This window comes from Flavobacterium sp. FlaQc-47 (assembly GCF_044006475.1).
GTDB lineage: Bacteria > Bacteroidota > Bacteroidia > Flavobacteriales > Flavobacteriaceae > Flavobacterium.
The window spans coordinates 1,154,940-1,171,963 of the sequence record NZ_JBIPCQ010000001.1 but is presented as its reverse complement, the minus strand read 5'-3'; the positions used below and the strand labels follow the sequence as shown (position 1 = coordinate 1,171,963).

16 protein-coding genes and 1 pseudogene are annotated in these 17,024 nt (G+C 34.7%); 7 read left to right on the top strand and 10 right to left on the bottom strand.

Annotated elements, in window-relative coordinates:
* Positions 1 to 136: 136 nt before the first annotated feature.
* Positions 137 to 490: a hypothetical protein gene (locus ACHRVX_RS04885; RefSeq protein ID WP_395329795.1), complete on the top strand. Its 354-nt coding sequence runs from the start codon at positions 137 to 139 to the stop codon at positions 488 to 490.
* Between the two features lie 161 nt (positions 491 to 651).
* Here the strand turns inward: ACHRVX_RS04885 and ACHRVX_RS04880 are convergent, their stop codons facing one another.
* Complete coding sequence (locus ACHRVX_RS04880; RefSeq protein ID WP_395329793.1) at positions 652 to 1,089, bottom strand: hypothetical protein; 438 nt, start codon at positions 1,087 to 1,089, stop codon at positions 652 to 654.
* Between the two features lie 404 nt (positions 1,090 to 1,493).
* Between ACHRVX_RS04880 and ACHRVX_RS04875 the strand changes: the two are divergent.
* Positions 1,494 to 2,498 (top strand): annotated as a pseudogene (locus ACHRVX_RS04875) (SDR family oxidoreductase).
* 121 nt (positions 2,499 to 2,619) lie between these two features.
* On the opposite strand, the gene msrA reads toward ACHRVX_RS04875, so the two are convergent.
* On the bottom strand, positions 2,620 to 3,111 hold the full coding sequence (gene msrA, locus ACHRVX_RS04870) for a peptide-methionine (S)-S-oxide reductase MsrA (protein WP_395329791.1): 492 nt from the start codon (positions 3,109 to 3,111) through the stop codon (positions 2,620 to 2,622).
* A gap of 344 nt (positions 3,112 to 3,455) precedes the next feature.
* Between msrA and ACHRVX_RS04865 the strand changes: the two genes are divergently transcribed.
* Positions 3,456 to 4,061, top strand: a complete 606-nt coding sequence (locus ACHRVX_RS04865; protein WP_395329789.1) for a dihydrofolate reductase family protein — start codon at positions 3,456 to 3,458, stop codon at positions 4,059 to 4,061.
* 267 nt (positions 4,062 to 4,328) lie between these two features.
* Here the strand turns inward: ACHRVX_RS04865 and ACHRVX_RS04860 are convergent, their stop codons facing one another.
* The 3 genes from ACHRVX_RS04860 to ACHRVX_RS04850 all read right to left on the bottom strand — a co-directional run bounded on the left by ACHRVX_RS04860 (position 4,329) and on the right by ACHRVX_RS04850 (position 6,748).
* Entirely contained in the window at positions 4,329 to 5,243 is a 915-nt protein-coding gene (locus ACHRVX_RS04860) for a helix-turn-helix domain-containing protein (protein ID WP_395329787.1), read from the bottom strand.
* A gap of 74 nt (positions 5,244 to 5,317) precedes the next feature.
* Positions 5,318 to 6,226 (bottom strand): NAD(P)H-binding protein, encoded by a 909-nt coding sequence (locus ACHRVX_RS04855; protein WP_395329785.1) that lies wholly within the window; start codon positions 6,224 to 6,226, stop codon positions 5,318 to 5,320.
* A 150-nt stretch (positions 6,227 to 6,376) separates the two neighbouring features.
* Positions 6,377 to 6,748: a winged helix-turn-helix transcriptional regulator gene (locus tag ACHRVX_RS04850; protein ID WP_395329783.1), complete on the bottom strand. Its 372-nt coding sequence runs from the start codon at positions 6,746 to 6,748 to the stop codon at positions 6,377 to 6,379.
* 145 nt (positions 6,749 to 6,893) lie between these two features.
* Here ACHRVX_RS04850 and ACHRVX_RS04845 point away from each other — a divergent pair, with 145 nt between their 5' ends.
* The 4 genes from ACHRVX_RS04845 to ACHRVX_RS04830 all read left to right on the top strand — a co-directional run bounded on the left by ACHRVX_RS04845 (position 6,894) and on the right by ACHRVX_RS04830 (position 10,031).
* Entirely contained in the window at positions 6,894 to 7,496 is a 603-nt protein-coding gene (locus tag ACHRVX_RS04845) for an FMN-dependent NADH-azoreductase (protein ID WP_395329781.1), read from the top strand.
* Positions 7,497 to 7,668: 172 nt separating this feature from the next.
* Positions 7,669 to 8,529, top strand: a complete 861-nt coding sequence (locus ACHRVX_RS04840; protein WP_395329779.1) for an AraC family transcriptional regulator — start codon at positions 7,669 to 7,671, stop codon at positions 8,527 to 8,529.
* A 78-nt stretch (positions 8,530 to 8,607) separates the two neighbouring features.
* Complete coding sequence (locus tag ACHRVX_RS04835) at positions 8,608 to 9,408, top strand: inositol monophosphatase family protein (protein ID WP_395329777.1); 801 nt, start codon at positions 8,608 to 8,610, stop codon at positions 9,406 to 9,408.
* Complete coding sequence (locus ACHRVX_RS04830; RefSeq protein ID WP_395329775.1) at positions 9,405 to 10,031, top strand: NAD(P)-dependent oxidoreductase; 627 nt, start codon at positions 9,405 to 9,407, stop codon at positions 10,029 to 10,031. Before ACHRVX_RS04835 ends, ACHRVX_RS04830 begins: the two co-directional genes overlap by 4 nt.
* Before the next feature lie 566 nt (positions 10,032 to 10,597).
* On the opposite strand, the gene ACHRVX_RS04825 is transcribed toward ACHRVX_RS04830, so the two are convergent.
* From ACHRVX_RS04825 to ACHRVX_RS04805, 5 genes are all read right to left on the bottom strand, one after another.
* Positions 10,598 to 11,992 (bottom strand): aldehyde dehydrogenase family protein, encoded by a 1,395-nt coding sequence (locus tag ACHRVX_RS04825; protein WP_395329773.1) that lies wholly within the window; start codon positions 11,990 to 11,992, stop codon positions 10,598 to 10,600.
* A gap of 124 nt (positions 11,993 to 12,116) precedes the next feature.
* Complete coding sequence (locus ACHRVX_RS04820) at positions 12,117 to 12,428, bottom strand: putative quinol monooxygenase (protein WP_395329771.1); 312 nt, start codon at positions 12,426 to 12,428, stop codon at positions 12,117 to 12,119.
* Between the two features lie 596 nt (positions 12,429 to 13,024).
* The gene (locus tag ACHRVX_RS04815; RefSeq protein ID WP_395329769.1) at positions 13,025 to 13,819 is read right to left on the bottom strand and encodes a type 1 glutamine amidotransferase domain-containing protein; all 795 of its coding nucleotides are present in this window, start codon (positions 13,817 to 13,819) and stop codon (positions 13,025 to 13,027) included.
* A 128-nt stretch (positions 13,820 to 13,947) separates the two neighbouring features.
* Positions 13,948 to 14,517, bottom strand: a complete 570-nt coding sequence (locus ACHRVX_RS04810) for a Crp/Fnr family transcriptional regulator (protein ID WP_395329767.1) — start codon at positions 14,515 to 14,517, stop codon at positions 13,948 to 13,950.
* A gap of 190 nt (positions 14,518 to 14,707) precedes the next feature.
* On the bottom strand, positions 14,708 to 16,990 hold the full coding sequence (locus tag ACHRVX_RS04805; RefSeq protein WP_395329765.1) for a DUF5074 domain-containing protein: 2,283 nt from the start codon (positions 16,988 to 16,990) through the stop codon (positions 14,708 to 14,710).
* Positions 16,991 to 17,024: the final 34 nt, after the last annotated feature.

Genomic DNA, 17,024 nt, shown 5'->3' with positions numbered 1-17,024 from the left:
TTTTATCGCTATATCAAAAAACACATAACTATCTGTACCTCAAAATGATAAAAATGTAAAACACACAAAAAATAGTATAAGTTTTTAATGGTTTCAGGTTGTAGATTTGTATAATATTAATTTAAAAAACAAAATCATGATAGAAGCAAGCAATGAGAAATATGGTCATGCTGGCCGTATCTCAAATAGAGAAGATGAAACTATTCATTCTGAAACAATGGAAACCAAAGATCCTGCAATCAATCAACATCGAACAACTGGTTCTGATACTGAAGAGTACTTTGACAGAGAAGATAATTTTGAAAGAAAAAATACTTCTGACCGAAACAATGATGAAAACGATACCGAAGATCCTTACTTTCAAAAAAATGCAGAAATTGCAAAAGATCTGGACGACGATTTAAAAAATGATAAAAATGATCCGGACCGAAGAACTTTAGATGAATACAATGCTACTACTTCTGAACCAGGAGAAGAAGAAGAAGAATAGACATTAAAAGAATGTCGAAAATGATTAAAAAACAATTGATTTATTATTGCGAAGCCTTTTTAAATTTCATCAAATACGATTTAGTTTTATGCTGCGCAGATAAATAAAAAACCTCTAAACAATTAAGTTTAGAGGTTTTTTTATGAGTTTGAAAGGATGAATTAATCAGCTTTATATTTATTATTCCAATATAACATCAACAAAAGAGTGACAATAATACATGACGCAGATCCTTCAAAAAACAGGCAAAGCGAATAAGTCATTACAGAAGGTTCTCCTCCAAACATAAAGGCTTGCGATAATGATTTAACATACGCATCACCACCTCGCGCAAAACTGTATATAAGCAACGCTATAATACTTAAAACAACTCCAACAAAAGAGGTTATTAAAGCAGATATTGCATTAGGAAGAAAGCTGTTTTGACCCTCAGCCAGGTTTTGTTCCAAAGTTCTGTTTACTCCGTAAAAGATGAAAAGAACATTAAGTAAACGAAGGTAAAATAAATGCGAAAGATTTAAAACTTCCATTAATAAGAAAAAAATCGCAATTCCAAGAAAGATAAAAAAACCGTTACGTATTTCTTTAGATATTTTCATAATAATCAAATTTAGAATTAGTAAAAATCCGCATATTAAAAAACATATGCCTTTCGAAATTAAGAAAAAAGAAATAATAGATGCTTCTAGGATTTTTAAATAAGATTATAAAATAACCATCTAACTTATTAATAATTAGGTAAGTATTTTTTTTCTGAATTAGATAGATGCAGATTTACATGTGATTGATTTAAAATATATCAATCTGAAGATAATAAGCAAAACCATTGTAAGCATTTTGAAACCAACTCAATATCAGCCCTATGAACCTATTACATATATAACAAAACATAATAATTCTATAAAATGATAATTATAACATTCTTTAAATTTGGAAATCAGTCAATTACAACATTGATTAGAATATACAAACAACAATTTAAAGAACTCAAAATTTTAATATTATGGAGGCTAAAAACTCAATAACACGTCGGTCTGCGCTTACCGGTATGGGAGCCGTACTTGCAACAGCGGCATTTAATCCTATCATGGCAAACGGATTTGAAGCAGGAGAACATCCAACATCAAATGGTCCGGAAGATCCCAATACAAAATATCCGAGACCGCCATTTAAAGAACAAAAACAACCGTGGCCGGGTCTTGTAAGCAAAATGGATCCAAGACCGGATCACGGGGAAAAAAGTTATAAAGGATCTGGCCGATTAAAAGGTATGAAAGCCTTGATAACAGGCGGAGATTCAGGAATGGGACGAGCAGCAGCAATTGCCTACGCAAGAGAAGGTGCTGATGTTGCCATCAATTATTTTCCTACGGAGGAAGAAGATGCGAAAGAAGTTATTCAATTAATTAAAGCCGAAGGACGTAAAGCAATTGCGATTCCGGGAGATTTGCGTGACGAGGCATTTTGTAAATAACTTGTAGATCAGGCAGTAAAAGGACTTGGCGGTCTTGATATTGTAGTTAATAATGCTGCGCGTCAACAAACGCATGCATCTATTTTAGATATTTCGACAGAAGAATTTGACTGGACAATGAAAACCAATATTTATGCTCCTTTCTGGATTATAAAAGCTGCATTACCACATTTAAAACCCGGTTCCTCAATAATAGGAACCAGTTCTGTACAAGCTTACGCGCCTACAGAGGATTTATATGATTATGCCCAGACAAAAGCTGCCACTACAAATTATATTAAATCACTTGCTAAACAGCTTGCTCCCAAAGGTATTAGAGTAAATGGTGTTGCTCCGGGACCAATCTGGACTCCGTTACAATTTAGCGGAGGTGCTACGATGGAAAAACTAAAAGAATTTGGTTCACAAACTCCAATGGGAAGACCCGGACAACCAGCCGAACTTGCTTCTATATATGTACAACTTGCCGCTAATGATGCCAGTTATGCAACAGGGCAAATTTATGGTTCAAGTGGCGGAGAAGGTAATCCATAAAAAAAGTCGGTTTAATTAAATCGACCTACTTTAGAAAATAACTTAAAAAGTGCTAAACCTTTCGATTTAGCACTTCTTTTATGTTCATTTATAAACTTAATATTACAAACAGAATTCCGAATTAAAGGAAAGTTCCAAATCGCTCAAAATGGCATGTATATCCGTTGGGTTGTTTTACCAGATAATCCTGATGACTCTCTTCGGCAGTCCAGAATTTTGAATAAGGTTCAAGCGTTGTAACCACTTTTCCATTCCATTTTCCTGAATCATCCACTATTTTAATTACTTCATCAGCAACTTGTTTTTCCTCGTCATTCTGGATAAATATGGCAGATCTGTAACTTGACCCTCTGTCATTTCCCTGTCTGTCAACCGTTGTTGGATCATGCATTCTAAAAAAATAATCCAGCAATTCTTTATACGACGTTTCATTAGCATCATATGTAATTTCTATTCCTTCGGCATGTCCCGGATGGTTTTGGTACGTTGGATTATCGTTTTCTCCGCCAATGTAACCAACTTCAGTATCTTTTACGCCCGGACGCACACGAAAAAGGTCTTCCATGCCCCAAAAACATCCGCCTGCGATATAAGCTTTTTTTAAATTTTCCATGGTATTTTATTTTTAAAAATTATATCAGGAAACTGCTTCCCTCTTGTTCAATCAAGTTTTTAAGTTATAATGATTGAATTAATTCATCAAAAACAACTCGATTAATGATTCTATCAAAGATATAGAATAGAAAATAAAGTTGATAAAGATCAATTTATAATTTTGACTTAAAAAAACAATTACATTTCAAATTGTACATTTCAGATCTTCACATTTCACATATTGACATCACATTTCACATTTCCACATATCCACATTTTCACATCTTCACATCTTCACATTTCACATACTCACATATTTATGAATGTTTACTAAATTTGTTACAGAACCAAAATCCTATTATTATGAGAAAAATAATTGTTTTATCAATGATTTCATTAGATGGAGTATTGCAGGCTCCGGGCGGACCTGGCGAAGATCCGTCAAACGGTTTTAAATTTGGCGGTTGGGTTGCTCCTTTTGATGACGAATCATACGGAAATGCGGCTCAGGAAGAACTGAAACCGGCAGAATATCTTTTAGGCAGAAAAACATTTGAAATTTGGGAGAATTATTGGCCGAAACATAAGGAATATTGGCCGGGAATAAATGATGGCACAAAATATGTTTTGTCACATACCAGAGAATTATCTGATTGGGAAAATACTGTGTTTATAAAAAATCTTGAAGACATCAAAAACCTGAAAAACTCAAATGGCTCTGACATTCAGGTTTGGGGAAGCAGTGAATTAATTCATTTGTTATTAGAGAACGATTTGGTAGATGAACTTCGTTTAAAAATCCATCCATTATTATTGGGAAAAGGAAAAAAACTATTTGACGATAATGCAAGTCCTCTGGCTTTTACTTTAGCAGATAGTTTCGTAACCGAAAAAGGCGTGATTTTATCCCATTACTTACGAAACGGAGCAGTACAAACCGGATCAATTCCAGATCCTGATGAATCTTAAAATTAAAATATTGCAAGTCCCAGCGGGACGAAATATTTATAGAAATACAAATTACAACCACCAAAACCCCAGCGGGGTGAAATATTATATTTTTTAATAATTAATACTTGACGATAAATAATCGCTTCGCTGGAGCTTTAATCAAAACGTATCAATTCATTACTATAAATATGACGCTCTTCCAGAGTTAAATTAGTACAGCAGGAAAAATTTTATAAAATAAAATTAACCTAATAACATTGCCCCAATTTAATTCTATAAAATATATTAATTAAAAGATTGCCTGAATTCTAAAGGTGACAAATTAGTTTTTGTTTTAAAAAACCGACTGAACGATTGCGGATGTTCAAAACCTAATTGATAGGCGATTTCTGAAACTGACAACCTCGATGACGATAATTTTTCCTTTGCTTTTTCAACCAGTTTATTATGAATGTGCTGTTTTGTATTTTCTCCTGTAAAGGAGCGCAGCATATCGCTCAAATAACTGGCGGAAATATTGAGGTTTTCTGACACAAACTGAACCGATGGAATTCCTTGTAAAGTTGCTTTTTCATTATTGAAATAATCATCTAATAATGCTTCGAGCTTTTGCAATATATCATTGTTAACGGCTTTTCTGGTAATGAATTGTCGTTTGTAAAAACGATTGCTGTAATTTAGTAATAACTCGATTTGCGAAATAATTACGTCCTGGCTAAAATCATCAATCCGGCTATTTAGTTCCTCTTCAATTATGGCAAAAATCGACATGATGGTTGCTTTTTCCTTATCGGATAAATGCAGCGCTTCGTTAGCAGCATAGGAGAAGAAACCAAACTCCTTAATTTTCTTCGCTAAAGGATAACTCAAAAACAAATCCGGATGAATCAGCAATAAATGACCGGAACTGGGTTGATCTGCGGGAGATTCAAATAACTGGTTTGGTGCCGTAAAAACCAAACCGCCTTCGCCAAAATCATAATAATTCTGACCGTATTTTGCTCTTCCGCAAAGTAGTGTTTTATAGGATATTTTATAAAAATTCAAAACAATAGTATTCGGCAATCCATGTTCCCTGATTTTCATTTCATTGATATTAATAAAACTAATCAAAGGATGTAAGGGCTTTTTGAGCCCAAACACCTCATGAAAATCGGATAGCGATTCAAATTTATAAAAAGGATTATCTTCTTTTTTCATCTTGTAAATTTAATCAATTATGTCTGATTTTATTCTTTCAGAAGCTGACATTCATTACTAGTCTTTCATCTTAATTAATTCACATCATTATAAATTTTAGCAAAATCTTTAGCGAAATCTGTTAGTTTCACTTTTCCCAAAGTTGGTTTATTGCGGTTGTAATCTTCGTATAAAGTGCCGCTTCTTTGTGCCGCCTGCATTTCGACAAAACCATTTGCAATCCATTCGTTCATTCCGGCTTTCAACATGTTGTCCAGCATTTCTTTATCTGAAATTACGAGCCATTTCAAATCCGGTTTGCCTATTGCATTACCAATAATTTTAGCGATTTCGTTTGGAGAAATCTCATCACTTGCGAGATATCGAACCGTTCTTCCGTTGAAAGGTTTTTCCATTTCTTCCGCAATTGCTAAAGCTATGTCCAATGGAGAAACCCAAGGTTCTTTCTGATCTCCGCCATACATTTGCACAATTGCGCCTTGACTTTTTATAGACGGAATATATCTCATTATATTGGTGTAAAACCCAACAGGACGCATAAACTTAATAGAAACAATATCAGGAAGTTGTTTTAGGATATTTTCTACAGCATTATGCAAATACAAACTGCCCGTACCTTTGTCTGTATGTGCGCCAATACTGCTTAGATGCACGATTTGTGTAACGCCGGATTCTGTTATGGCTTGTTTGTAGATAGTACCAATTTTATTAAAAGCTGCGACAAAATCAACGTTATTGTCAAAGATACTTCCCATACCTTCCCATGCTTCCATTAAGTAAACAACGTCTGCGCCTTTGAATGTTTGGGTTAAAAAACTGACATCTTCAATGGTACCAATCGCTGCTTTTGCTCCTATCGCTTCAATGTCTTTTTGACGTTCTTCTTTTCTGGTAATTACTGTTACCGAATGTCCTTTTTGCACCAACTCAATCGCTAGCGGCTTGCTAATATTCCCTAAGGAACCTGTTAAAACAATATTCATATCGCTGTTTTTATTTGTTACTGCAAAGATCCGCAGGAACTAAAAAACAGATATAACCCAATTGAGGATTACATAACCGAAACGGGAATTAGTACTATTTTTTAACCGATAGAAGATAGAATTTGTATCAAAAAAAGGGGTTCATCTATTTTATTTGCGCATTGATTCCTTGATTTTCTCCCTGTGCTGTTCACCCCAAACGCTTAGTTCACGCATTATGTTTTTTAGCGTTTGGCTATAATCTGTGGCTTCATAAATAATTGTAACCGGAGTTGTAGGATACACATTTCGTTTAATAAAGTCGTTCAGTTCTAAATCCTTGAGTTCTTTGGCTAATATTTTAGGAGATATTCCGGTAACTTCTTTCTGAATCTCGTTAAAACGTTTGGGCGTTTGTATAAGACTTAAAATCAACGGAATTTTCCATTTTCCGTTTAAAACGTACAATGCGTCAATTATGTTTCTTAGGGAACCTGTGCATTCTTCTTTTGTCGGAATTACTTCATCTTCAATTGTTTTCATAGGGACAAAGATATGAACTTTCCTAAAAGTAACCACTTTCCTTTAGGTAACTGCTATCTTTTGCATATTAGATAACTGTAGCTTTGCTTTGAAATAAAATCTAAAGTTTAATCGACAATTACAACAACCAATAATACATTTTTTTATGAAAAACATTCTGCATTTAATCTCCAGTATGCAAGGTTCAGCATCTTATAGTATACAATTAGGTCACGCTATAATCGAAAAAATTCAGGAAAAATATCCTGATAACACTCTTGAAGAAGTTAATCTGGTTGAAACCGAAATTCCACACCTTACTCCTACCGTGCTTCGTACTTTTTTTATTCCGGAAGATCAATTGACTCAAGACGATACAAAATCTATTGCACTATCTAATGAATTTGTAAATCAGTTATTGACCGCCGATATTATTGTGATTGGCGCACCACTTTATAATTTCACCATTCATTCGTCCTTAAAAGCATGGATTGATCATATTACAAGAGCTGGAATCACTTTTGGCTATGGTGAAAATGGTCCTGTTGGAAAAGTAAACGGTAAAAAAGTGTATGTTGCCATGTCATCTGGCGGAATTTTTTCGGAAGGTCCGGGCAAAGCCAATGATTTTGTGGTTCCTTATTTAAAATCATTTCTGGGATTTCTGGGCATGACTGATTTAACTGCTTTTCGCGCCGAAGGTTTAAAAGTTCCCGGAGTAAAAGAAACTGCCATGCAAAAAGCAATTGATAGTATTGTAATTGATTAAATAATTGATTGACATAAAGAAGTAAAAAGTGCCGAATTGAAAAGAATCGGCACTTTTTTTATTTGCTAATATTATATGTTTATAGTAGAAAATGATCTGTTGTAATAATTTCTAAATCTATAATTTTGTAAATTCAGAAATAGCTTTTTTTTATAAATTATCATTTTTAAACTTGAAAAATCAAAACCAAAATATTAAACAATTTAAACTTTCGTCTCAGGCAAGAGCAGGAATTATTATTGTGAATATGGAGGATAATGAAAATGACGATCATGATATTTCTAAGCCACATCGTGACAATCATTGCCAGTTAATGTTAGCATTAAACGGAAGTTTTAAATTGAATATTGATTTTGAGAATATCGAATTTAACGCGCCTGCCTTACTTTGGATTTTCCCTGAAGAAGTGCATCATATTATTGAGGTTCAAAATCCTAAAGGATGGATGATTAGTTTTGATCCTTCGCTTGTAAGCAAAGATGTTTTGCTGCTTTTACAGCATAAAATCAAGAATTTGTTTGTATTGGATAAAGAATCAAATTGCTATCAGCAGCTTATTATTCTAATGGATTTGATTGAAAAAATTCAGTCGGACGAAGCCAATAATTTCAGCTATAAAAGTATTCATTCGCTATTAAATGCTTTGCTAAATCGTATTGCTGGAGAAATATTTACTCATTTATCGCTTGATAAAGAAAAAGAAAATCGCAGTATTGTAATTAAGGAAGCTTTTTTGAAGTTAACTAAAGAGCATTTCAAAACCTGGAAACAGCCTGCACAATATGCCGCTTCACTTTCTATTTCGGTGGCACATTTAAATGATACGGTAAAATCGTTAACCGGAAGTTCTGTATCTGCTCATATTCAGGAAGAATCGATTTTAGAAGCTAAAAGACTGCTGTATTTTACAGACAATAGCGTGAAAGAGATCGCGCATGAAGTGGGTTATGACGAACCGGTTTACTTTGGAAAACTATTTAAAAAAGTAACCAGCCTTACTCCTCTTGAATTTCGGAAAAAATTCCGTGATTAGGACTATCCTTCCCATTATTGAAACTACATTAAGGGCAACTCCCTGACTAATTTTGCATTGTAATTAATACTAATCAATATGCAAAATGAAATCAATATCCCAATCATACTCGACGCAGTACGAAAAGTGGGAAACGTTTTTTTAAAAGACTATAAGCAAAATGCCATACCGCAAACTATGGAGGAACTTTTAAAACAGTTAGATGATATTGATACAATATGTCTGGCTTCTTTAAAGGAGGATTTATCTGCGGAATTTCCAGATATAATCTGGCATATTGGTGACGAATTTGATACAAATTCACAAAGAAATCCTGCCCAACAAGGAGATTACTGGCTTTGCGATGCAATGGATGGCGCAATACAATACCTGCAGCATATTGCGGGCTGGACTATAAATCTAGTTCTTGTGCGGGAGGGAAAACCTGTTTTTTCAGTGATTTTTGATCCTTTTGCTAACGAAATGTTTTGGGCAAAAGATGGCGATGGTGCTTTTATGAATGACCAATCACTAAAAATAAGCAGTAAAACAGATTTAGCAGTGATGCTGGCGGTTTTTGAATATGGACATCAGGATAAGTCTGATAATTATTTGAATGAAAAAATTGGTTCTACGGTTACTCATTTGCTTAAAAACTTTGGAATTGTTAGAAATTATGGTCCTCACGGTTTGCAGCTGGCTTATGTGGGTGCAGGTCGAATTGATTTGTTTGTTCAGGAAGATCTTGATACTTATAATTGGATTGCAGGATTATTAATTGCGAAAGAAGCCGGAGCAGAAATCCTGACAACAAATGGAAATCCGTGGAAATGGGGAGATGAAAATTTGTTGGTTGCACCAAAAAACACCACTGAAAAATATCTAAAAATCACAAAATGAAAATAGCAATTATAGGCGCAGGAGCCGGAATTGGATTCCAGTCGGTTTTACAAGCTTTAGAAAAAGGCCATATTGTAACGGCACTTTCAACCAATACAGATCATATTGCCCATCATCCAAACCTGATTAAAATAAACGGAAGCGCAACATCTCCCCTTGATTTAAAAAAGGCTTTAAAGGATTCTGATGTTGTCCTGATAACTGTGGGAACAAAAAACAAAAAAGCAACAACGCTGTTTTCTAATATTGCAAAAACCCTGATCAGCGTTGCAGATGAAGTGAACTTTACCGAACCGGTTTTGGTTATTACCGGTTTTGGAGCAGGAGAAAGTAAAAACTACCTGAGCTTTTTTATGCGATTGGTGATTTCGTTATTCCTGAAAGATCAATATGCAGACAAAACCATAATGGAAAAATTGATTACAAAAAGTGCCCTAAAATGGGAAATCATAAGACCGGGAATGCTGACTAATGGCAATTTAACGCTTTCTTATAAAGCGATAAACAAACTTTATAAAGGAATGAAAGTGGGAAAAATATCCAGAGCCGATGTTGCTCATTTTTTAATTATTGAAGCTGAGAATCCTAAGATGCTTTATAAATATGTTGCATTGACGAATTAAGTATTATTTTATATGCTTTGTCATTTTACCGCAAAGTTCGCAAGGTTTTTATAGTAGATTGTGTTGAAAAACACAAGGTTCGCAAAGCTTTGTATTGATCCAGCTTTGCGAACTTTGTGTTTATATTTATAACGCTTTGTAAAAAACTTTGCGATCTTTGCGGTAATTTTTTTGAGTCTGGATTTATATACTTGGTAATTTTTACCGCAAAGGGCGCAGAGGTTTTATAGTGATAGTGTTGAAAAACACAAAGCTTGCAAAGCTTGTATCTATATAGCTTTGCGAACTTTGTGTTTATATATTTATGCAGCTTGATAAAAAAACCTTGCGGACTTTGCGGTTAAATTTTTGCGGCTGGATTTTATATACTGGGTAATTTTTATCGCAAAGAGCGCAAAGGTTTTATAGTGATAGTGTTGAAAAACACAAAGTTCGCAAAGCTTTGTATTGATCCAGCTTTGCGAACTTTGTGTTTATATTTATAGCGCTTTGTAAAAAACTTTGCGCTCTTTGCGGTAAAAATTTTTGCGTGCTTTGCGGTTAAACTTTTGCACGCTTTAATTAATTTATAAAGATTTACTTTTAAAAACAGTTAGTTTTTCTCTTGTCATTTCGTTTATGGTATAAGATATTCCGCCCATTCCTAAACCTGAAGCATCTCTTCCGCCAAACGGCATCCAATCTACCCGAAATGCGGTGTTATCATTAATCATAACAGCGGTTGCATTTAATTTTTTGGCGGTTTCTAAAGCAATATCAAGATTTTTTGTAAAAACAGCTGCCTGAAAATGAACGTCTAATGCATTTGCTTTTTTAATTGCTTCGTCGCGATTTGTAAACGGATAAATACATACAACAGGACCAAAAATTTCATGGATTGAAACTTTAGAATCTTCTGATGGATTGAACAGAATTGTGGGTTGAAATGTCGTATCCGAAATTCTTTTTCCGCCAGTTAATATTTTTGCTCCTTCTGCAACGGCTTCATTCACCCATTCCTCGACACGATTGACTTCTTTAGGAGAAATAAGCGAACCTACATCTGTGTTTTTATCAAACGGATTCCCAACGATTAATTTCTTTGTTGCTGTTGCAAATTCTTCTGTAAAGCGATCACAAATTTCCTGATTTACATATATTTTCTGTACCGAAACACAAACTTGTCCCGCATGATAAAATCCACCTTTTACAAGATCCGGAATCATTTCGCTAAAATCGGCGTCACTTTCTACGATTACCGGAGCCGCGCCGCCATGTTCCAGAGCAGATCTTGTTCCGGGAGCTAATTTACTTTTTAAGTACCATCCTACTTTGGCTGAGCCAATGAAAGATAAAAAATGAACCCGTGGATCCGTAACCAGTAATTCTGATGTTTCATTGTCGCATAACACCACCTGTAACCATCCCGAAGGTAATCCGGCTTCTTTTAAAATATCGGCTAAAGCCAAACCTGATAAGGGTGTTGCACTCGCAGGCTTAAAGATTACAGGACAACCGGCAGCTATCGCGGTAACTACCTGATGAACGGCTAAATTTAACGGATGATTGAACGCACTAACCGCGGCAACAATACCAATAGGTTCTTTTGAGGTAAATGCGATTCTGTTTAACGAAGCTTCTGTAAGTCCCATTGGGATTTGTTCTCCTTTTATTTGCGAGATATGTTCGGCTGCTAATTTTACGCCTTTTATAGCTCGCAAGATTTCTGCTTTTGAGTCTTTATAGGGTTTTCCGCCTTCGCTTATCGCGATATGAATGAGTTCCTCGCTTTTATCGTTCATTATAAAAGCTGCTTTTTCGAGTATTTCAATTCGTTTATAAGCAGGAATCCAATTGGCTTGATCTTCAAATAAATTATGAGCAGTTTCAAGTACTTTTTCAATATCAGTTTTATCAATCATCGGAAGTTCTTTTACTACGCTTTGATCAAATGGGAATATTATTTTTGTGGTCTTTTCCATAATGTTTTCTTTTTATCAGCTTAAAATCATGATATTAAAGTTGTTTTTTTATGATTTTGTCCTTTAAATTTAGGCAAATTATTAATGACTACAATATGGTGTTAACACAATATTGAGTATTATTTTATTGCAGATTATCTACCGGAGTTGTCAAAACAATTTCTCTGGTGTCTAATAAAGGAACAATTTTTCCTACTACGATTTCTTTAAAATAATCCGAATTTCTATGCTCTTCTATCGCTTTTTCATTAGTATATCCTTCAAATAATACTATTGTATTCAAATCTGAATGCCCCTGATGGATTTTATAAAACAAGTTACCTTCTTCTTTAATACTCTGGTCATGTACGGTTTGTAGCAAATTTAAAACGTTTTCAACCTGACCTTCTTTTACTTTCCATGTCGCAAAAACATGTATTGGATTTTGATTTTTCATTTTGATTTATTTATTAGAATTTATTTTTAACACAATCTTTGTTATCCCGATTTCTTGATGAAAACCAATCTTTTTGATACGGGATTTGGTTTATTTCTCGCAGATTTTGCAGATTAAGCAGATTTTTATTTTGACAAGATTATCTTGGGGGATAACAAAAATGCGCATATTATATTTTTTTTTCGCGCTAAGACTCAAAGAGAAAACCTTTGTAACTTTGTAACTCTGCCTCTTTGAGCCTTTCCAAAAATTATGTTTTTATGTGTTTAATTTTTTTTCTCGCGCAAAGACGCTAAGACGCAAAGAAAAAAACCTTTGTAACTTTGTAACTTTGCCTCTTTTAGCCTTTCCTAAAATTATGTTTTTATGTGTTTAATTTTTTTTCTCGCGCAAAGACGCTAAGACGCAAAGAAAAAAAACCTTTGTAACTTTGCACCTCTGCACCTCTTTGAACCCTTGCTCAAATTATGTTTCTTAATTTTATTTGATTTATACTTTTCCTGGCGCAAAGATTCTAAGACGCAAAGAGAAAAGCCTTTGTAACTTTGCACCTTTGCACCTCTGCACCTTTGAACCTCTTTGAACCTTTCCTAAAATTACTTCTTAGCTGCCTCTAAGATAACAATCATTTTTTCAGCAACTCCTTTTGCAGACGCTGGATTTTGTCCTGTAACTAAATTTCCATCTGCAATACTGTGATCTGACCAAATTGCTGCTGCGTGAAATTTTGCTCCTTGTTTGGTCAATGCGCTTTCTAATAAAAATGGCACATCGGCAATAGCGTACCCTCTTTCTTCTTCATCTGTAAATGAGGTGATGTTTTTACCATTTACCAAATAGGATCCATTGCTTAATTTTACATTTAATAAGGAAACAGGACCGTGACAAACGGCTCCTACAACTGCATTGCGTTCGTAGGTTTCTTTAATTACTTTTTTTAGCAATTCGTTTTCCGGCATATCTACCATTGGTGCTAATCCGCCTGGTACAAAAATGGCATCGTATTTACTTACCTCAACATTCGATAATTTAACGGCTTTTTGCATGGCTTCCCATCCTTTTCCGGTTAGAAACGCAAGGTTATCCGGATCATTTGCTAAGTTAAGCGCATCTAAATAAGGAGTATCTCCGGTTAAACTTGCAAAATCTATTTGGTAATTTGCTTTGTCGAATTCGGCATACGGATGTGCTACTTCAGGTAAAAAAGTTCCTGTTCTTCTGTTGTTTGGTCCAATTGCATTAGCATTCGATACGATAATTAAAATTCTCTTGTTCATTTTAGTTTCATTTTTAAGTGTTGATTTTTCTTTTACTACTGTGTTTTCCTTTTTATTTTGTCCAAAAGAGGAAAAAAAGGCAAGTGCCATTGTGACGATCATAAGTTTTTTCATTGCTATAAATTTTTAGTGGTTATGAATTATTTATAGGGCAAATTTATGTCAGCTCTCCTCTTCAATACGAGGAGGAAAGTCACAAAAAAAGTGTGATTGAGATCACACTTTAGTAGTAAACAGGGTTCTTATTTTGTATTAGAATAAAGCCTGCTAAGGGTTTCGCGGCTCACACCGAGATATTCTGCAATGTATTTCTTGGGAATTTTTTGCATTAAATTGGGATAGAGATCTGCAAATTCTTTATAGCGTTGCTGCGGATTATTCGATAATAATGAAATCACGCGCTGTTGAAGTGCTAAATAACCTTTAGTGAGTTTTACTCTGAAAAAGTGTTCCATTTTATGAAGTGTTTCCGAGAGTTTTTCCCTTCCGTCAAGGGTCAGGCACAAAACTTCTCCTGCTTCCATACAAACCACATTCATGTTTGCCTGCTTTTGATTGAAGTATGCTATATAATCTGACATCCACCAGTTTTCTGTGGCAAATTGCACGATGTGTTCTTTTCCGTCTTCGTCCAGATAAAAAACCCTGAAGATACCGCTCATAATGATGTATTCGTACTTTGCATCATCACCCTGCTGAATTAGATATTGATTTTTTAATACCTTTCTGATGGTAAAAAAGGGTTTGATTGATTCAAATTCTTCGTCACTAACCGATATAATTTCTTCAATATGCTTTCTGAGCTTTTCCATAATTGTTTTTTATCGGAATCAAAGATAAAAGATTTATTATTGTTTTAAGGTCTAATATTTATTCGGAAGAAATGAATTCTGCCGAAAAAAAGTGTGTGAATTTTGGAAATAAAAAACCCCTTTACCAAATTGATAGAGGGGTTATTTAAGTACTGACAAATCAGTATTTTTTGGATTAAAATCCTATTGCTTAATTCTTAATAAATTTCTGAACATAATTAGCTTTGTCCGTTACAACATTAATAATGTACATTCCTTTTATGAAATTGCTTACGTTGATCTGGTTATTCTCTACTCTTGCATTGATTGTTTTTCCTGAAACATCATACACATTTACACTTAAAACCTCATCCTGAGTTTTGATATTCAGCACATCAGAAACCGGATTAGGATAAATTGCTAATTCTAATTTCTGGAAATCACCTGTTCCTAAAGTAGTTGATGTATTGACTTCGATAGATTTTTCGGTTATTTTTCCGTTAGAATTAAAACTCAATACAACAGTTGCGTTTCCTAATGCGTTTGGTGTTAAAACCAACTCGTCATTTGTATTTATTATGGCCGAAACAACTCCTGTATTACTATTTGATTTTACCGATTTTATAATTGCAACCGATAAATTATCGGTATCTGAAACCACCGTTTTCAAATCAATTACTGTTGTTCCTGTAGCTGAAATTTGAGAAGGCAAAGTTGTATTTACTACCGGTCCAGCATTATCAGGGAAAACCGTTACGGCAGGAAACCAGTAATAATCATCTAAAATTTTTGTATTTATTAAAGCTCCTGTAGCATCATAAGTATGAAACCAGTTTTTTTGATAATGCGCTCCATATCCGCTTTCGGTTGTATTCAGAATCAAATTATCCGAAACCGGATCAACACGCAACGCTGCTCCGTACGGAATTTGTTTGTACGTTCCTGTTTGTCCCGGAATTGTGGCAAAATTTTCATTGAATGTTTTTGAAGACACATCAAATCTCACAATTTGTGTACCTGAACTAAAACTATTGATAGAATTTATCCAGTACAAAGCATTTTGCTGGTTGCTGTAACTAAAACTTCCCGCATTCCAGGCTCCCCATGATCCTATATATTTTGTGGTAGGAATTGCATATTCTGTCACTGCAAAAGTTGTTGCATTGATATTGAATAATTTTTGGTTCTGGATTGCCCAGATGCTTCCGTCTTTTGCCTGAACCACAGAATCATATGCACCAGTGATGGTTTTGACTACCGTATTTGTTTTTGGGTCAATTACTAAAATTCCTTTCGTTTGTTTTACGGCAAATACATATTGAGAGGTACGAATCATATTGCCTATTTGTCCGGAATACTGGCTTCCGCCACCCGTTTCTGCGATTATACTTCCTACTTTCATATTAGCAATATCAAATAAATAAATTCCGTTTGATGCACCAATATATCCTGTGTTTTCGTCGATCCCTAAAAATGAGCGTCCGTCACCTCCGCCAATATTGTCAAATCCTGCAATTTTTTCCATGGTTTGTGCATTGGCTACGACCAATCTTCCACCAGGAGTATATTGACTGTCACCTCCGTCAGCAGCTTGTTTTGAAACAAAGTAAAATTTATCCCCGTAGATTGTTCCGTTTTGTGTAGTTGCTCCAAAAGCCTGATTGCTATTTGCAGTGCTGTAAACACGGTAATTCACATTTTCTGAATTACTAATAAAATTTACAGATCCGTTAGTATGTCCAAACCATTCTTCGTTTACTACAAAATATCCGTTTGTAAAACTTGTTGTGGCAACATAAGCCGGAACCGGAGTAAAAGTTGATGCAATAGGCAATTCAACAAAATCTGGTCTAAAACTCCAGACATCCCATGAACCATTGACTAAAGCACGTGTACTTGCTCCAACACCTGAATAACCAAAATCCGGATCAGTAGGATCTTTTACATTATAAGACCAATATCCGTTAACTGTCCAGCCTGATTGCCAGTGATCAGCAGGATCGATTGCTGTATAGTCATCAAAATCATAAGCGGTAGTGTTTACGATTCCGTTTACAGGATAATAAGGATATGTTACGTTTCCGCTTTTGTAAAGTCCGTTAGTATTGGCTCCATTTAGATCATAGCCAAATCCTCCTATCGCAGATCCAAATTGTGTTCCCTGATAAAGTAAAGAGAAAAATCGGGGATCCGCTTTCAGGATTGCTTTTAGCATGTCCTCGCCTGTTGCAGTTCCATCCCATCTAAAACCCCACATTAACGCATCAGAGTTTTTACCGTCATTCCATTGCAAAACAAACGCGGCCTGATTAGCACCTGTCCCAACCCAATATTGTATGTCGTTGAAACTTGACGTATTTACAGCATTTTTTTGAAGCTGTTTTTGGGTGGTTGATTTCTTGATATCATCTCGATATATGCCCTGAACTGTTACTTGCGCATTTGTTAGAAACGCAAAAAATAACATTATTATTAAAACGTAATTTTTCTTCATGTCTGATTATTTTAAATTTTTATGGTTTAAAAGG